Genomic DNA, 15,207 nt, shown 5'->3' with positions numbered 1-15,207 from the left:
GATAACAAAATATTAAAGGAGCTGAATATCATGTTATTTTTAGTATTAATTATTGGGGTATTATTAATTGTTTTAGCAACAACTAAGTTCAAGCTTCACCCGTTCTTATCCCTTTTACTCGGAACGCTTTTCGTTGGATTTGCCTCTGGTATGCCGTTAACAAAAATTGTAGAAAATATTAACGGTGGTTTCGGTGGATTAATGACTAGTATTGGTCTTGTGATTGTATTCGGAACCATCATCGGTACGATTTTAGAAAAATCAGGTGCTGCCTTACGTATGGCAGAGGTCATTCTCCGAATTGTCGGTCCCAAAAGACCACAGCTTGCTATGAGTTTAATTGGATACATTGTTTCGATACCTGTATTTTGTGATTCTGGATTTGTTATTTTATCGAGTCTAAGAAAAGCATTAGCAAAACGAGCTAAAGTCGCTGTTGCCTCCATGTCTGTAGCACTTGCCACCGGATTATATGCGACACATACACTTGTTCCACCTACTCCTGGTCCAATTGCAGCAGCAGGCAATATCGGTGCCGATGGATTTTTAGGTACAATCATCCTTATTGGACTAATTGTCTCTATTCCTGCAACAATTGTTGGCTACTTTTGGGCAAAAAAAGTGGCAAGTAAAATTGAAGTTGAAGATGATCGAAATGAACTAGAATACGATTATGATAAAATTGTAGAATCATTTGGTAAAATGCCATCCACCTTCCAAGCCTTTTTACCGATCATCTTACCAATTATTTTAATCGGAATTGGTTCTATCATCACGGTCGTTGGTGGTAATGGAAATATTGCAGCTTTCTTTATATTCTTGGGGCAGCCTGTCATTGCCTTATTAGCAGGTGTAATTGCAGCCTTTACTTTATTGCCAAACTATACTGAAGAAACCTTAACCAAATGGGTTGGTGAAGGATTATATGATGCTGCTCCTATTCTTTTAATAACTGGTGCTGGCGGCGCCTTTGGAACAGTCATCAAAAATACTGGGATTGCCGATGTGATTCAAGGCTGGGATCTCGCTAATACTTTCGGAGGAGTATGGTTCTTACTCATTCCATTCCTTATTGCAGCTGCCTTAAAAACGGCTCAAGGTTCTTCCACAGCAGCTTTAGTCATTACCTCTTCATTAATTGCGCCTATGCTGCCATTAATGGGAATTGACGGTGCAATACCACTTGCATTAGTTGTCATGGCTGTTGGAGCTGGTGCAATGACTGTCAGTCATGTCAATGATAGCTTCTTCTGGGTGGTGACACAATTCAGTGGAATGAAGGTAACAGATGCTTATAAAGCACAAACGATAGCAACGTTATTACAAGGAGTAGTCACCATTATTTTTACGATGATTCTATGGATGATTCTCGTCTATTCATTAATATACAACAAGTTTAAATCGTTCAAAACACTTGGTTATCCAGGTGTTTTATTTTGGCTCTTATCTCAAACATTTAAGTAAAGTTATATTTTACTATGCCATAAGAACCTGTAGAATCCTTTAATCGGAGCAAATGCGTAGTTGGGCTGCTACAAGAGGAACAAACAAACAGCGTTTATTTCTTTTGAGTGGTTCCAAATGCTGCACCTAAGGCAATACCAATTCCCAGACCTAAAGCAAGTTGATCGAAAAGTAATCCAAAAACTACTCCAAGTGAAAGACCTATTGCTATACCATAACTAAAGGAATGATTTTGTTTCTTCTTGTTATCTTTCGTCAATTGAAAAACTCCCTTGATGAAAAATGATAGGATATTACTTCATACGGATGGACGATCAAAATGGTTTCAACTTTCGTATGTGTGAAATACAAAAAAAGAGGCGGTTTATCGCCCCTTTCCCTCTCTATTCATTATTCACTTTTTCTCCATTACCGCAAAGTAATTATTTTCATTATCAGCAAAGTTAAATACTTTGCCCGTAGGTAGATGAACCATTTCCCCTACAGTAATCTGTTTATCTTTAAGCTCCTTATATAATTGATCCACATCATTGGAGAAAAACATTAACGAAGGTGTACCCAGATTCAATTCTGGCTCCATCTTTGCAATGACTTCCTTATTATGAAGAATAATACTTGTTTCTGCCTCTTTAGTTGGTGCGAGCTCAAACCATTTCATTCCTTGACCATTATCTTGCTCAGAAACAATGACAAATCCTAACTTCTCTGTCCAAAATTTAACTGTTTCCTCTTGATTATTTACATATAACATGATTTGACCGACTTGATTAATCATTTGCTTCTCCCCATTTCCTCTATCTCCGAATTTTTATTCCTATTTTTCACATACAAAGCAATGGTTAAACACTATCTGATTTTTTTTAATGTAGTACTAAACATTACATTCCCTTATTATACTTCCATATTTCCTTTGTTTAAAATAAATACTGGATTTTATATGAACCATTTTCACTATTATAAAAAGCTTTAATCATCATTGATCTAATAAGACCTCACCGGTGAAATTAAATGAAGCTGAGCGGAATTCCCGACAGGTTCAATTAAAATTGGTTTCATCGTTCCTCCAAAGCTTATTTTGATTTCCTCATCACTTATTGCCTTTAAAGCATCCATTAGGAATCGTCCATCTAATGAAATACTTAGTTCATTTAAACCATCCATTGATATTATCGCTTGTGTCTCTTCGATCTTTCCTATTTCAGAAGCATTCGAAGAAATTTTCAACTTCTCCCCTTCGATACTTAAATGGACATTATTATTTCTCCATTCATTGGCGAATAGACAAGCGCGGTCAATACCTTGTAGGAATTGGTTTGTATTTAATATAATTTTTGTTTTACCATCTTTCGGTATAAGACCAGCTATATGAGGATATGCCCCCTCGATTAGTCGTGAATAGAGAGTAGTAGCTTCAGATTTTACAATGAAATAATTGTCGGTAATATACAGATCTATGACACTCGATTCAAATTCGGAAAGCTTAATTAACTCATTCAAGCTAAATCTTGGGATGACAACTGAGCATTGAAGATTAGATTCGATTGGCTGTTCACATAATGCTAAGCGATGAGAATTGGTCGCTGCACAAACTAGTTTATTAGGAGAGAAAGACATATTCACACCTGTTAGAATCGGTTTCATCTCATTTTGTGAAGCTGCAAAGGCAGTTCGTTTGATTGTATCGAACAATTTACTCCCTACCATTCTTATATGTCCTTCACCATTGAATACTGGTAGATTTGGATACTCCTCTGAATTTAATCCATTAATATTCGTTATTATTTCACGCGATTGAATGGTTACAACATTTTTATGATTCACCTTAATATGCAGATCATCTGGCATTTTTTTAACGATCTCGCTCAAAAACTTTGCGGGGACGACCACACTTCCTTCACTTTGAACCTGGATCATTTGCTTACCATCACGCATTAATGGGATATACTTTTCAATAATAATATCTGAATTACTACCGATTAAGATTACTCCATTTTCATCTACACTCATCTTTATTCCTGTCAAAATAGGAAACGGTGTTTTTGAGGAGACCGCTTTACTTACATCGACTATGGCTTGATTTAAACTCTCTTTATTGATGATAAACTCCATTTTGATAGTCCTCTCAATTTTGAATAGTATTCATCTAACAATTCGGCATGATTCGATAAAATCCCTGTTAGATATTTGTCTATACAGCCATAAAAAAAGATTTACCCCATTGTAGAGCAAATCTTCATTATCATAAAAAATAATTATCTATTTGAATAAGAATGTTCTTTAAATTTTATATCTATATCTGACAATCCGCACATTTTAATCGCATTTGTAAAACGTCTACTCAAGCCCTCTTGTATTTGTTGATACTGCTCAGGCAATATAGAAGATTGCCAAGCCAATTGATAATGAAAAATTTCATCCTTCCTCTTTTTCTCAAGAGGATTTAGCGCCATGCCCTCTTTAGTTATTTGAGCGTTTGTTTGAGCAGACAAATTAAGTAATAATACTTCTAGTATCTTCATTTCACGCTCACTTAACTGATGATTACTCATCGTAACATTTACATCAACCATAACAATATTTATATGAATCTCCACCTTTAAAAATTTTTAAATAAGAATATCCTCTTAGATGATGTTTTCCTAGTGCTCATATTATAATTAATTTAATTCGGTTGAAGGAAACAAACTCCATGCATCACCATTTCTCTTACTAAGACAATATGATCAGGCTTAATCATATTATTAAATCATCTCTACTTTGATTGAAACATTTTAAAAAAATAGCCCGTTCGGCAACTTTAATAAAGATCCTTTTAGATTAGTCATCTATTCAAATGCTGCGACAGTAACTTAATCGATAAACCTTTAAGAGTTTAAAAATCTATTCCTCTATAAAAGTACAAAATAAACAACTAATTCAAAAAGAACATGAAGTTAATGTAGAAACATTTATAGTATGTAAATTAATCTCTGTTAAGGTGATTCAATTAACCTCTAACTAATCCCAGAAGCCTCCATCGGAATGAATAATTTGGCCTGTAATCCATCTAGCGTTATCACTCGCAAGAAAAGCAATTAAGCGTGCAGCATCTTCAGGTTGTCCAATTCTCCCCATAGGAAACTTCGGTAATAGATACTCCTTAAGCTCCGGATTCATCCATCCCGTATCTGTTGGACCTGGGTCCACTGCATTCACTGTAATAAACCGCTTGGCTAAATCAGGGGCAATCGATAAGGTGAAGGCAGAGATTGCTCCTTTCGTTGCTACATATGCTAAATTTCCAGGCTCAGGTGCTTTATCTTGACCAGAGATAAGGTTGATTACACTTCCACTCTGTTTGCCCTCGATTCTTTTTGCAAATTCAACCGTAAGCATACAAGTACCGCGAACATTCACTGCATAATGCAGGTCAAGCATCTCAGCTGTCATCGTTCGATAATCAACATCCACACTATAGGTGGCGTTATTTACTAAAATAGCGGGGAGCCCAAGTTGAGCTTCAACCTCATTTAAAAGGATGGAAGGAGCTTCTGGCTTACTTATATCTAATTCCATAGAACCCACTCGTCTGCCCATTTCTTTTATTTGCCGTTCTAGTTCTTTAGGGAAATCTATTTCCGGAATATAATAATCCATCTTTTGATCATATGGACGGAGGTGGGTAAAAAATATATCTGCTCCACTTTTGGCAAGTTCTAAACAAATAGCCGCACCAATTCCTTCCCTTCGACTAGCTCCGGTAACGATAGCGATTTTTCCATGTAATTGATCCATTTTATTCCCCTACCCCCTTGTTAATCCTTGTATCTGTTTATTATCCTCTGTAACAATTTGTTTTTTTTATGTTAAATGATGTCTAAATAGAAAACGGATTAGTTAAATAAATTTAGAGAAAGTATTGTTTAAATAAGTTAAATAAAATAATGATTCCGCCAATGATCATAAATGAGATTCCAAGAAAATATGGGGCTAAACCATTAATCTGATCAAGTATTGTTGCAAGCTTACCGGGCGGGGAACCCCATCCAGTTAGATGTGGTACATAAATCGCAAACGCAAGGTGCATTATTCCAAATAAGAAAACACCAGCTAGAAACAAGATATAGCCTAATATTTGTACATCTTTTCTCAATGAATCCATCCCCCTGCATATCTATCTTTTCCTAACAACAAAGGTCACCGCATTGGTTTTCATTAAAATATCATTCCCATTTCTTTGAATCTTATATTCTAGTGGTTTTACCTGCATTGTAAGCTCATCCCATTTAGAGTATGTGTCTCTCAATTTCTCTAGCAAATAATCCGTTGAAAGATTAACCTCCATCATTGGTTCTAACTTCTTACCACTTTTAATATCTATCTCTTGGACATTTGAATTTACGACTAAACAGTTGATTCCGCCTCGTATTGTTCCTTTCACCATTCGATTTAGAACAAGATCCAGGCATTCTTCCGAGTCAACATGCTCTAAACTCGATACAGCGACAATATAATGAAACGCACATTTTTGAATTTCAAAGCAAGCAATATCTTCTTTTATCGGATAAATCTTATCTTCTACCCCAAATCTTTGACTATAAAGGCTCAACTTTTGTATAGCAGAATCAAGTATATCGACGCAAACCACTTTCCCTTTGTCTAGTTTTTGAGCCATCGGAATGCTATTTCTTCCTATTCCACTACCCAGGTCGAGAATCTTTACCTCTTCGACCCCCTCTAAAAAATCCATATAATCCAACACTGTTTTAACTGGTTTATGTAACCATGATCCTTCAGTAAATAATGAATATTGGTCATAGCAATAATCGTGATAGTTCTTTTCTGCTTCCCGTATACTTTTGATTCTATCCATTGATAGTCCCCTATATTTATAAAATTTCACTCATAAGCATTGTTCTTTATTTAATTTCATGTTCTCCTTTAATAAACAATGAGCATGTTGGATATTTCTCCTCAAATAATCAGGCAATTCCTCATTTGTTACAATTTGTTCAGTAGTCAGCCAAAGAATGCCATCCACTTCTTCCGGACTTTTGGCATATGCCTCACCAGATACATGCTCACATAAAAAAACGATATCCACTACATGTTCTCCCATATCCGTTAAAAAAGAGGAGCTATTCACATAACCGTGGATTTTTACCTTTATACCCACTTCCTCTTCAATTTCTCGGTGCAATGTTCTTTCTAATATGTCAAATGAAGGTCCCTCTCTATCCACCTTGCCCCCAACTAATGATAATTCTCCCCCTGCATGTTCTTCCAATATACTTCGCTCAATCAAAAGCCATTTCCCATCCTTAAAAATGGCACCTTCTACATTAACAATAAACATACACTTCCCCCTATTTCCAAACTTCATCTAATTTATCCGAATAAAATTCCAATGCTTTTTTATATTCAAGAATATTTGTATCTACAGTTGTTTCTACTAAATTCCTCAAAAGAATTTCCATTGCACGATGATGCTCATTCAAATTGTATAAAGTCAATGCATAGAATACTTGAATTGCACGGTTATTTGGAAATTGCTCAATTCCCTTTGTCAGAATTTCCTTCGATTTTTCGTATTGTCCTAATGTACGATAGGTGCTGCCTAATCCTAATAGAGCACCTTCTAATGCTTCATCTTGAAGTCCCAGTGAAATCGCTCTTGTATAGTAAGGAACCGCTTCACTTTCTTTCCCCATCACATCAAAGCTCCATGCACATTGATAATTCACCATTGGATTATCTGGTTCATGTTCAGCTAGTTGGATTAACATTTCGTTGGATTCCTTGAGATGTCCTTCCTTTCTCAAAAGCAAGGCTTGATCCATTAGATTCATTTCCATTCCCCCTTTTAATTTTCTATGTATATTCAAAATTCCTTTGGAAACATTAATTTCGAGGTGATATATATGAAAAAATTCACAATACTATTCTTGGTATTTTTCCTTATCGGAAGCGGTTCAATTGGGGTCAATGCAGAGACGCTTAAACCGGCCAAGAAAACGAAGATTAATGTAACAACGGAAAACATTTTTGTCGATTTAGTCACTCCCTATGTAACAGAAGCAGTTAAGAAGGAACATGGAAATAAGGCAACATGGAAGTCGGAAGGTGTAAAGCATCTTTCAATCAATAATGACCACACGGTGGATCCACCTAAAAGCTGGTATGAGGTGAGACTGAATATTTTAGTTCACGACAATGAAAAAAATGAAAACCATTCGGATACTGTGATAGTAAAAATTGATACAAACACATACCTAGGAAATTCTCTTCAAAAAGATATCAACCTGGACAATGTATCAATCGAGCTTAAGCAATACATTCATGGAGAACAAAGTGAAAAGCAAATGAATTAGGATGTTATAAAAGGCACGGATTCGTCTCAAATCACCCTATTGTATACGAAACCGCTGCCTTTTTTCCTACTAACTAATAAAACAGGCTAAAAGCTGATCTCATAATTTAGCCATTCCGAATTTGTTTGTTTTCCGCCCATTTTCTCATATAATGACTGAGCATGGTAATTATCATGTGCTGTCTCCCAAGTCATTGCCGCATAGCCATGATTCTTCGAAAATGTTAAGCTTTCTTTAAATAACTGTTCTCCTACCTTTTTCCCCCTAGCGTCTGGAGCAACAAACAAATCATTTAATATCGCTATTTCCTTTACCATTGTCGTACTAAACGTAAAATATAGAGTGGAAAAACCAATTAGCTTTCCATCCTCTTCAGCAACAAATTGAATTCCTCTTTCAGGATGTATTAATAAAATATTGATCAGTTCTCGTACATCCTTCTCATCTGGACGAGGCCGTCTATAAAAATCAACAATATATTGATACATTAAATGGATTAAAGCATCTACATCCTTTTCATTCACTCTGCGTATCATATCTATACTCCTTTTTATTCTTGAGAATTCTCTTCATAGGATATTTTCACTTTATCAATTGTAGGGAGTACCTTTTTCACTGCACTTTTTACGTCTTGTAGAAAATGCTTCCTCATCCAATCTGCCGCAAATTCGTTTGTTGCATAAATCACCATTTCTGATTTATCAATCCTATGTATTCTTGCATGCTTAAACCATGTCTTTAAAGCATTGGGCTCAATCGATAATTTTAATTCTTCCATTACTTCCTGCCATAATGCATCATTCTCCATCTGCACTTCCCTCACTTATATTCTCATCTTCGATAGATATGAATCGAGTTAGCTCCCCAAGACTTTATTAAATGATCAAGGGAAATAATCTGCCATCCGTTAAATATTGACTGTCCGTCTTTATTAAAGAAATAGTCTCTCCCTAAATAAAAGGTTGTATGGATCATCTGACCATTCTCGTCTTGCCAAATCAAAATATCCTTTGGATTTAAATGATTCATAGAAGTGGTTACTTCTTTATATCCTCTCCATTCTAATCCTAGTTGAAATGTTTCAGGATGAATCCATTGATTAATCAGCCATTGGCATTTTTGTCGATTTTCGGTTGCTGCAGCTAACACTGCCGCAGCAATTGGGGCCATTTTCTTTAGAGAAACGATTAAAGTACGGTATTATATGTTGAAATTGATTGACTACTTTTTGAACTTCCATATTCATTGGCGTAGAGTTGGTTGTATATAATTCTGCCAATTGAATTAATAACTCTCTTTTAAAGGAACCTGGCAAGCGAGTCCACATCTGCCTTTGAAACGCAAGATATCGCCGTTGATTCTGAAGTATATAGGGTTCAATGATGCCCTCTATTTCTTTTTGCATCATATATGATTGGCTTTGAAATAAAGGCTCTATTAGTTCCCAGTCAAAAATAAGCCCTCTACAAAATGCTTGCTGAGTATTTAGAATAGCCTGCTGCTTTCTCCTATCAATCATTGGAAATAGATCTTCCGGGACCACACAAACGTAGTTTGCTTCTTTAGAAATCTGCCACATTTCATAGCTATTAATCATATCAATGGTTTGATATGAATTATGTTTACTAAACTCTTCTCGAGGGATTACAAGGGTATGTTCAGGCATGTATTTTTTTACTTCCTCAAGTGTGGGAAAGTAAAATACATCATATTCAGGCACTACCTTCTTCTCCCAGGCTTGGATGACATCATCCTCTATATCCATCATTCTCTCCGCGATTACCATAACACTCCCGCCTTTAGAGCCTTATTTAAAATATTGCCTAATTGTTCCTTTACCATCTGCTACTTTAACCTCAGCAAATGCACCATTAATGAGTGTGATTTGCGGTGGAACATGACCACAGTCGATATCATAAATAATTGGAATTTGTAGCTCATTTTCAAGTTCCTTATATACATCTATCGCTGTATAATTATCAACTGGTTGATTCGCTGGGCTACGGCCAAACATAATCCCCGAAGCTTGATCAAACCAACCGGCTAATTTCATCTGAACTAAGGATCTGCGTAAATCAGCTGTATTTAACTCGCAATTTTCCAAATACCATAGAATCGGCTCTTCATTTATATAGTTCTTCCTAAAGTTCTGGACATCCCCAAATGGTGTACCAATTAAGTGCCTAATCACATCGATACATCCACCAAGTAATCTTCCTTGAATATGAACACTTTCCCTATGGAGTGTTTTCCATTCAGTTTGTTCTGTTAAATGATAAACACATGGTGAAGGTTGATCATGTCGCCATGCTTTCTGATATTTCTCAGATGATGATTGAAGAACAGAGGCACCTGCTTTAGTAGCTAAAACTGTTTGCCACATTGATGTAGTTGGATCGGAATACTCTCCTCGCAAATCAACGAGGTTCACTCCATGAGCAGTTGCAATCCCTGTCTTTAATGTAATTGCCAACAGCAACACACTTACATCTGAGTATCCGAGTATCCATTTTTCTTTCATATTATCAAAATCAATTTTTTCAAGAATCTCAATTAATAATTCTCCACCCCAAGGAGGAATAATCAAATCAATCTTTTCATCAGCGATCATTTGATTCAATTCATTCGCTCTTTTTCTAGCAGGGGCAGATTTCGCCTTATCTTGTGTCCAAACCGTATCACCACAAATGATATTGAAACCATATTCCTCCATACGTGTACAGGCCTGTTTGAACATATTATGCAATTCAACTTCGATTCCAGAAGAAGGGGCAGTAACACCGATGGTTGCATTTTTGTCTAATAATGGATATCTAATCATCATTCTTCCTCCTCTATCTTCATGATTCCTTGTTAATGATTGTCCTTTTAATAAGTAAAATGAAAGGTGTAGTGGTCTTTTAGCCGATAGTTATTTGTTAAAACATTACTTAAATAGCAACAATGTTTGAGAAAAGAGCCATCAGTTGAAAATATTACCTATATAGTAGTAATGTTTGAGACAAGAACCTTTAATAAAGACCAACTATCCAAAACATAAATACGCCTATAAAAATAAAGCTAAGTGTAGCACCAAGGATAATCTGATTTTGACAAGCTTTGTCTTCTTTTATTTTCTTTATTAAAGTAACTAAATTCAAAAACCATAGCATTCCAATCAAGGGTAAAAAAAAGAATAGTAATAAGTCCATAATTTCTCCCTCATTTAGATCATTACAGCTTAGTTATAATTATTTATTCGACACAAATAAGTTTGAAACCTTTATTGTTAAATAATTCCTTTATTTATGTAGGAAATGGATGTATTCTTTTTGAGTAGATCCTTTGTTTCCGGAATACCGATGTATCTTTGCGCCAGTTCCAAGTCCATCCATACCACTTCTTCAATTTCATCAGGATAAGAAATTTCAATTTCTCCACCAATCCATTTCCCTCTAAAATGAAAAAAGACTGCATGATGTCCCCTGGCTTTAAAGAATGCTTCATGAATTCCTACTATTCCATTGACTTCTACTTCTAAACCAGTTTCCTCTTTTACTTCTCTAATAGCCCCCTCAACGAGAGTTTCTCCAGGTTCAACTGCACCACCTGGAAGAGTATAGTAGGATGATTGTTCCCCCTTATTTTTTACCATTAATACTTTACTCTCCTGCTCATCATATAGAAGAACATATGCCACATCTACTCGTTTCATCGTAACTCTCCTTTATCCTATTATTTAATCTTTAATCGATTAAGTAAGTAGTTTTCTATTATAATTGCTGATCCTTATCAACACTGCTTGAATCTATGAAATTACGCGATTAACCAACTCTTCGATTGATCCAATGACCTTTTCTACTTCTGGTAAATGATAAAAAGTGCTTGTTGCATGAGGTTGATTGATATCTGAAGTTGCTGAATAAAGGTAGATCCTTTTTTCTTGGCCAAGCGCCAGTCCCAATTCAATATGCGTTCCTTTCCCTCCTGGTAAAAGAACAATGACCGTATCCGCCTCTAAAACTGCATCTTTTTCTTTTTGGCCTATCTCTCTTAATTCTTCAATAGTTGATATATGCTCATTTTTCGTCCAATCATAAGTATGAATATGCCCTTTCTCTTTTAACTGGTTGGCAACATCCCTTACTATTTCTTTATTTTGCAAACCTGAAGCGATATAAAATTTCATTCTTCACTTTCCTCTCCTAAAAGTAGAAAAAGGAGATGAGTCATCCATCTCCTTTTTCACATTTGTACTAAACCGAAAGAATAAATACACCACCACAATGGGAAATAGGGTGAAATTCACACTGACATAACGCTTTTAAAGATGAAATCATTTCATCGGCCACGAAATAAAATTCATCATCATCCCAATAGGCTAAGCTATCCTTTTTACATTGTTCGAGGGATTGTCTTGTTTGGAACGAAATATCTCCAATATAGATTTTCCCCTCTTTCTTTAATAAAGGCAGCAAGCTTTTAATGAATTCTATTTTTTTCTCGTCCGTTAAGTGGTGTAACGCATACGTACTTATGATTGAATCATATTTCTGCCCGTTTAACTGCTCGGGTAGACCTTCTGTAAAATCAAATTCTATTAAAAGAGCAGACGGCATTTTTAATTGTGCAATTTCAATCATTTTATTAGAAAAATCAATTCCGGTAATTTCATGTCCATTTTCATATAATTTATTGGTTAATACTCCCGTCCCAAATCCGATATCTAAGACAGACTGATTTCCACACTGCATCACTTCATTAAATATCGTATTTAAGATGGTTTTGTATCCAGCAAATGGATACAGATTACTTTCTTCACTTAATTGAACAGTTTGATCATAATCGTTTGCCCATAAATCGAAACCAAGTTTATTTAACAAGAATGCTCCTCCTCATATACCGAGCATTCCTCTTTAGAATGCTCGATTAGCTATTTAATTCCCCTAAATATAAATGGTGATTGTTCTCTAAGTGCTTCATCACGTATCCCACCTTTCTTATACTATTATCTATAATATCCCAATTTTCTTTACATTGGAATAATTTATTTCAAATCCCATTTGGTGTTAATCAAGTAGATGAACCTCATCACCTATCTGTAAATCCCCTGTTTTTATGACAGATGCATAAACACCAAAGTGATTATTTCGATTTTTCACTATCGTTTTCAGCAAAGAAGAATTTCTTTCCGCATTTTCAGGATTTACTGTAATAATCATGCATCTTTCACAATGCCTTTTTAGTTGAAGTTCAACTGCACTTCCAATCTTTATTCTTTTTCCAAACCATTTTTCTTCGATAAATGGAGTTTTTTCCTTTAATGATAGGAGTAAATTTGGACGAAACCTCCGATAATCCACCTCTGTTTCTCCCCATAATTGCTCCAATGCAGCTAAAGATGCATCCGTAACTAACAGTATATTCTCTTCTTCAATCGCCCCCACTGGGACATGTGTCGGACTATATTGAACGAGAGAAACCACTCGTTTCGATTTGTTTTGTATTTCTTGAGTAAGATTCTCATCTCCCCAATGAAGAATCTCTCCAGTAGGCGTCGTAATTTCGACTTTAGGATACTCATCCAACTTTTCTGTCCCTATAAATCTCGCTATATATTGAGCCATTTCTGGGAATTGCGTAATAGTCAGGTACTTATCGCGCCTTGTTTCATCTTTAAAGGCATGGCTACGATCTCCGTACAAACCATATTCCATGATTTTTGTCTTTGCCACATTCTCTCCCTGAAATGATTTTATAGGATAACGAACAATTTCTGCGATATGACCGATTAACATGTCACTCCCCCTTAATATACTAACTTTGTACTCCTTCCTAATTACGAGAATAACGTTCAGATAACTTCTGTTTATGAGCATGAAATACTTCTTCTAGTGGAATATCGTACTTATTCGCAATGACGATGATATTCCCTAAAACATCTCCTAGTTCTTCCGTTAACTCTTGCTTATTCTCTTCATAAGAACCATCCACCTCATCTGGTCGATCTCTCCCAATCTCTAGGGCTCGAATTGCTCGTGCAACCTCACCTGTTTCTTCTGCTAAAAAGCCAATTCGAATAAAAATATCTAATTCTGACCATCCCCTGCTATCATAATAATCCTTCACCCATTGTTGAAATTCAGTAACATCCATTTTTTTCCCTCCATTTCAATACCTTAAGTTTAACAAAATACTGAAACTTTTATATAATTGTTCATGATATTTTTAAGGGGGAGATCATATGAAAAAGTTAGCTGTATTTTGCGGATCTAGTAGCGGAGCATCTAGTATCTATATAGAAGAAGCAAAAAAACTTGGAAAAGAACTAGCGAAGCGAAACATTGCGTTAGTTTATGGTGGAGCTAGTGTTGGAGTCATGGGTGCCGTAGCAGATTCACTTCTAGAAGAGGGTGGTCACGTAATTGGTGTTATGCCAACTTTTCTAGAAAATAGAGAAATAGCCCATAAGAAATTAACTGAATTATTTATTGTTGATACGATGCATGAGAGAAAAGCAAAGATGGCAGATTTAGCAGACGGATTCATTGCATTGCCAGGAGGACCTGGAACATTAGAGGAGTTCTTTGAAATTTTTACATGGGCTCAATTAGGTCTTCATCAAAAACCATGTGGTCTCTTAAATATTAATCATTATTATGATCCTCTCCTTGCATTATTTGACCATATGACAAAGGAACAGTTTCTACATGAAAAATACCGTCATATGGCGCTAGTGTCTAATGATTCAAAGGATTTACTTGATCAATTTAATACATATGAACCGCCAGCAGTAAAAACTTATTCAACGAATAAATAGAAGGAAGGGATGGTTTTAAAATAACCATCCCTTACATTATTTGTTTAATCAGCTCTTGTAATCCATTCGGATATAAAATAAGTGATTCGATATCCCCAAGGGAAATCCATTTAGCCTGAGTAATCCTTGAGCCTTCTACTACTTGAAAGGTATCTTTCTTATATAGTAGTTCATCCTTAAATTCAACTTCATATATTTGCGTGATTTCATGCCCGATTCGTCCATTAATTTCATAAATATTTTCTAAGCAGTGTATGTACCTTTTTATTGCTATTTCTACATCTAGCTCTTCCTTATATTCTCTTATAAGCGTTTCATAAGATCTTTCACCAAGCTCAATCGTTCCCCCAATTGGACGATAAAAGTAGCCTATTCCTTTAGAATGGACTCCCTTTTGTTCTTCAAGAAGAATTTGATCATCTTTTCTTAATAATCCTAATGCATTTGCTCTTGGAACCATTTCTTCATCCCTTCATCTAATCCATTTTGACTGTTTTCGTAAGTCTGTTGCTTCCCTACTGCCGGCTTTTACACTAATAAAGGCTCAACGTTCTTATGAAGTTTGCAGCTCTTTTCTTAGTGGAATTAATGAGC

At 35.6% G+C, this 15,207-nt stretch carries 24 protein-coding genes; 3 read left to right on the top strand and 21 right to left on the bottom strand.

All coding sequences use genetic code 11. The annotated features are described in order from the left end of the window. Positions 1–30 precede the first annotated feature (30 nt). Positions 31–1,464 carry a GntP family permease gene (locus I5818_RS02805; protein WP_078109113.1) on the top strand — a complete coding sequence of 478 codons (1,434 nt, stop codon included), beginning with the start codon at positions 31–33 and terminating at the stop codon, positions 1,462–1,464. Positions 1,465–1,558: 94 nt separating this feature from the next. Here the strand turns inward: I5818_RS02805 and I5818_RS02800 are convergent, their stop codons facing one another. The 9 genes from I5818_RS02800 to I5818_RS02760 form a co-directional block, all read right to left on the bottom strand. After that, positions 1,559–1,723: a glycine zipper domain-containing protein gene (locus I5818_RS02800; protein WP_169846851.1), complete on the bottom strand. Its 165-nt coding sequence runs from the start codon at positions 1,721–1,723 to the stop codon at positions 1,559–1,561. Positions 1,724–1,858: 135 nt separating this feature from the next. Beyond that, positions 1,859–2,239, bottom strand: a complete 381-nt coding sequence (locus I5818_RS02795) for a VOC family protein (protein WP_078109114.1) — start codon at positions 2,237–2,239, stop codon at positions 1,859–1,861. A 206-nt stretch (positions 2,240–2,445) separates the two neighbouring features. Continuing rightward, positions 2,446–3,573, bottom strand: a complete 1,128-nt coding sequence (dnaN, locus tag I5818_RS02790; RefSeq protein ID WP_078109115.1) for a DNA polymerase III subunit beta — start codon at positions 3,571–3,573, stop codon at positions 2,446–2,448. 143 nt (positions 3,574–3,716) lie between these two features. Then, positions 3,717–3,983, bottom strand: a complete 267-nt coding sequence (locus I5818_RS02785; RefSeq protein WP_209391849.1) for a hypothetical protein — start codon at positions 3,981–3,983, stop codon at positions 3,717–3,719. 478 nt (positions 3,984–4,461) lie between these two features. Then, the gene (locus I5818_RS02780; RefSeq protein ID WP_078109117.1) at positions 4,462–5,238 is read right to left on the bottom strand and encodes an SDR family oxidoreductase; all 777 of its coding nucleotides are present in this window, start codon (positions 5,236–5,238) and stop codon (positions 4,462–4,464) included. A gap of 112 nt (positions 5,239–5,350) precedes the next feature. Next, positions 5,351–5,596: a hypothetical protein gene (locus tag I5818_RS02775; RefSeq protein ID WP_078109118.1), complete on the bottom strand. Its 246-nt coding sequence runs from the start codon at positions 5,594–5,596 to the stop codon at positions 5,351–5,353. A 21-nt stretch (positions 5,597–5,617) separates the two neighbouring features. Continuing rightward, positions 5,618–6,316, bottom strand: a complete 699-nt coding sequence (locus tag I5818_RS02770; RefSeq protein WP_078109119.1) for a class I SAM-dependent methyltransferase — start codon at positions 6,314–6,316, stop codon at positions 5,618–5,620. A gap of 30 nt (positions 6,317–6,346) precedes the next feature. Beyond that, positions 6,347–6,799 (bottom strand): NUDIX domain-containing protein, encoded by a 453-nt coding sequence (locus I5818_RS02765; RefSeq protein WP_078109120.1) that lies wholly within the window; start codon positions 6,797–6,799, stop codon positions 6,347–6,349. Positions 6,800–6,809: 10 nt separating this feature from the next. Next, positions 6,810–7,298: a tetratricopeptide repeat protein gene (locus I5818_RS02760; RefSeq protein WP_209391848.1), complete on the bottom strand. Its 489-nt coding sequence runs from the start codon at positions 7,296–7,298 to the stop codon at positions 6,810–6,812. 66 nt (positions 7,299–7,364) lie between these two features. Here I5818_RS02760 and I5818_RS02755 point away from each other — a divergent pair, with 66 nt between their 5' ends. Further along, complete coding sequence (locus I5818_RS02755; RefSeq protein ID WP_169846852.1) at positions 7,365–7,814, top strand: DUF3888 domain-containing protein; 450 nt, start codon at positions 7,365–7,367, stop codon at positions 7,812–7,814. 86 nt (positions 7,815–7,900) lie between these two features. Here I5818_RS02755 and I5818_RS02750 read toward each other — a convergent pair whose 3' ends face one another. The 11 genes from I5818_RS02750 to I5818_RS02700 all read right to left on the bottom strand — a co-directional run bounded on the left by I5818_RS02750 (position 7,901) and on the right by I5818_RS02700 (position 13,949). Continuing rightward, positions 7,901–8,350 (bottom strand): GNAT family N-acetyltransferase, encoded by a 450-nt coding sequence (locus tag I5818_RS02750; protein ID WP_078109123.1) that lies wholly within the window; start codon positions 8,348–8,350, stop codon positions 7,901–7,903. Positions 8,351–8,364: 14 nt separating this feature from the next. Next, positions 8,365–8,622, bottom strand: a complete 258-nt coding sequence (locus I5818_RS02745; RefSeq protein WP_078109124.1) for a DnaA N-terminal domain-containing protein — start codon at positions 8,620–8,622, stop codon at positions 8,365–8,367. Positions 8,623–8,645: 23 nt separating this feature from the next. Then, positions 8,646–8,984, bottom strand: coding sequence for a hypothetical protein (locus tag I5818_RS02740; RefSeq protein ID WP_139358025.1), 339 nt, complete (start codon positions 8,982–8,984; stop codon positions 8,646–8,648). After that, positions 8,914–9,600, bottom strand: coding sequence for a hypothetical protein (locus I5818_RS02735; RefSeq protein WP_078109126.1), 687 nt, complete (start codon positions 9,598–9,600; stop codon positions 8,914–8,916). Before I5818_RS02735 ends, I5818_RS02740 begins: the two co-directional genes overlap by 71 nt. Positions 9,601–9,621: 21 nt before the next feature. Then, on the bottom strand, positions 9,622–10,635 hold the full coding sequence (locus I5818_RS02730) for a S66 family peptidase (RefSeq protein WP_078109127.1): 1,014 nt from the start codon (positions 10,633–10,635) through the stop codon (positions 9,622–9,624). A 190-nt stretch (positions 10,636–10,825) separates the two neighbouring features. Then, positions 10,826–11,005, bottom strand: coding sequence for an apolipoprotein N-acyltransferase (locus I5818_RS02725; protein ID WP_078109128.1), 180 nt, complete (start codon positions 11,003–11,005; stop codon positions 10,826–10,828). A gap of 77 nt (positions 11,006–11,082) precedes the next feature. Then, positions 11,083–11,508 (bottom strand): NUDIX hydrolase, encoded by a 426-nt coding sequence (locus I5818_RS02720; protein WP_078109129.1) that lies wholly within the window; start codon positions 11,506–11,508, stop codon positions 11,083–11,085. A 93-nt stretch (positions 11,509–11,601) separates the two neighbouring features. Beyond that, positions 11,602–11,982, bottom strand: a complete 381-nt coding sequence (locus tag I5818_RS02715) for a nucleoside 2-deoxyribosyltransferase (RefSeq protein ID WP_078109130.1) — start codon at positions 11,980–11,982, stop codon at positions 11,602–11,604. Positions 11,983–12,049: 67 nt separating this feature from the next. Beyond that, positions 12,050–12,676, bottom strand: coding sequence for a class I SAM-dependent methyltransferase (locus I5818_RS02710; RefSeq protein ID WP_078109131.1), 627 nt, complete (start codon positions 12,674–12,676; stop codon positions 12,050–12,052). A gap of 186 nt (positions 12,677–12,862) precedes the next feature. Then, complete coding sequence (locus tag I5818_RS02705; protein ID WP_078109132.1) at positions 12,863–13,591, bottom strand: MOSC domain-containing protein; 729 nt, start codon at positions 13,589–13,591, stop codon at positions 12,863–12,865. Positions 13,592–13,628: 37 nt separating this feature from the next. After that, the gene (locus I5818_RS02700) at positions 13,629–13,949 is read right to left on the bottom strand and encodes a MazG nucleotide pyrophosphohydrolase domain-containing protein (RefSeq protein WP_078109133.1); all 321 of its coding nucleotides are present in this window, start codon (positions 13,947–13,949) and stop codon (positions 13,629–13,631) included. Positions 13,950–14,037: 88 nt separating this feature from the next. Here I5818_RS02700 and I5818_RS02695 point away from each other — a divergent pair, with 88 nt between their 5' ends. Next, on the top strand, positions 14,038–14,613 hold the full coding sequence (locus I5818_RS02695; RefSeq protein WP_078109134.1) for an LOG family protein: 576 nt from the start codon (positions 14,038–14,040) through the stop codon (positions 14,611–14,613). A gap of 31 nt (positions 14,614–14,644) precedes the next feature. Here I5818_RS02695 and I5818_RS02690 read toward each other — a convergent pair whose 3' ends face one another. Continuing rightward, positions 14,645–15,073 (bottom strand): NUDIX hydrolase, encoded by a 429-nt coding sequence (locus tag I5818_RS02690; RefSeq protein WP_078109135.1) that lies wholly within the window; start codon positions 15,071–15,073, stop codon positions 14,645–14,647. Positions 15,074–15,207 lie beyond the last annotated feature (134 nt).

This window comes from Heyndrickxia oleronia (genome assembly GCF_017809215.1).
Classification (GTDB): Bacteria; Bacillota; Bacilli; order Bacillales; family Bacillaceae_C; genus Heyndrickxia; species Heyndrickxia oleronia.
The sequence above is the reverse complement of the archived record's forward strand: the minus strand, read 5'-3'. Positions and strand labels throughout refer to the sequence as shown.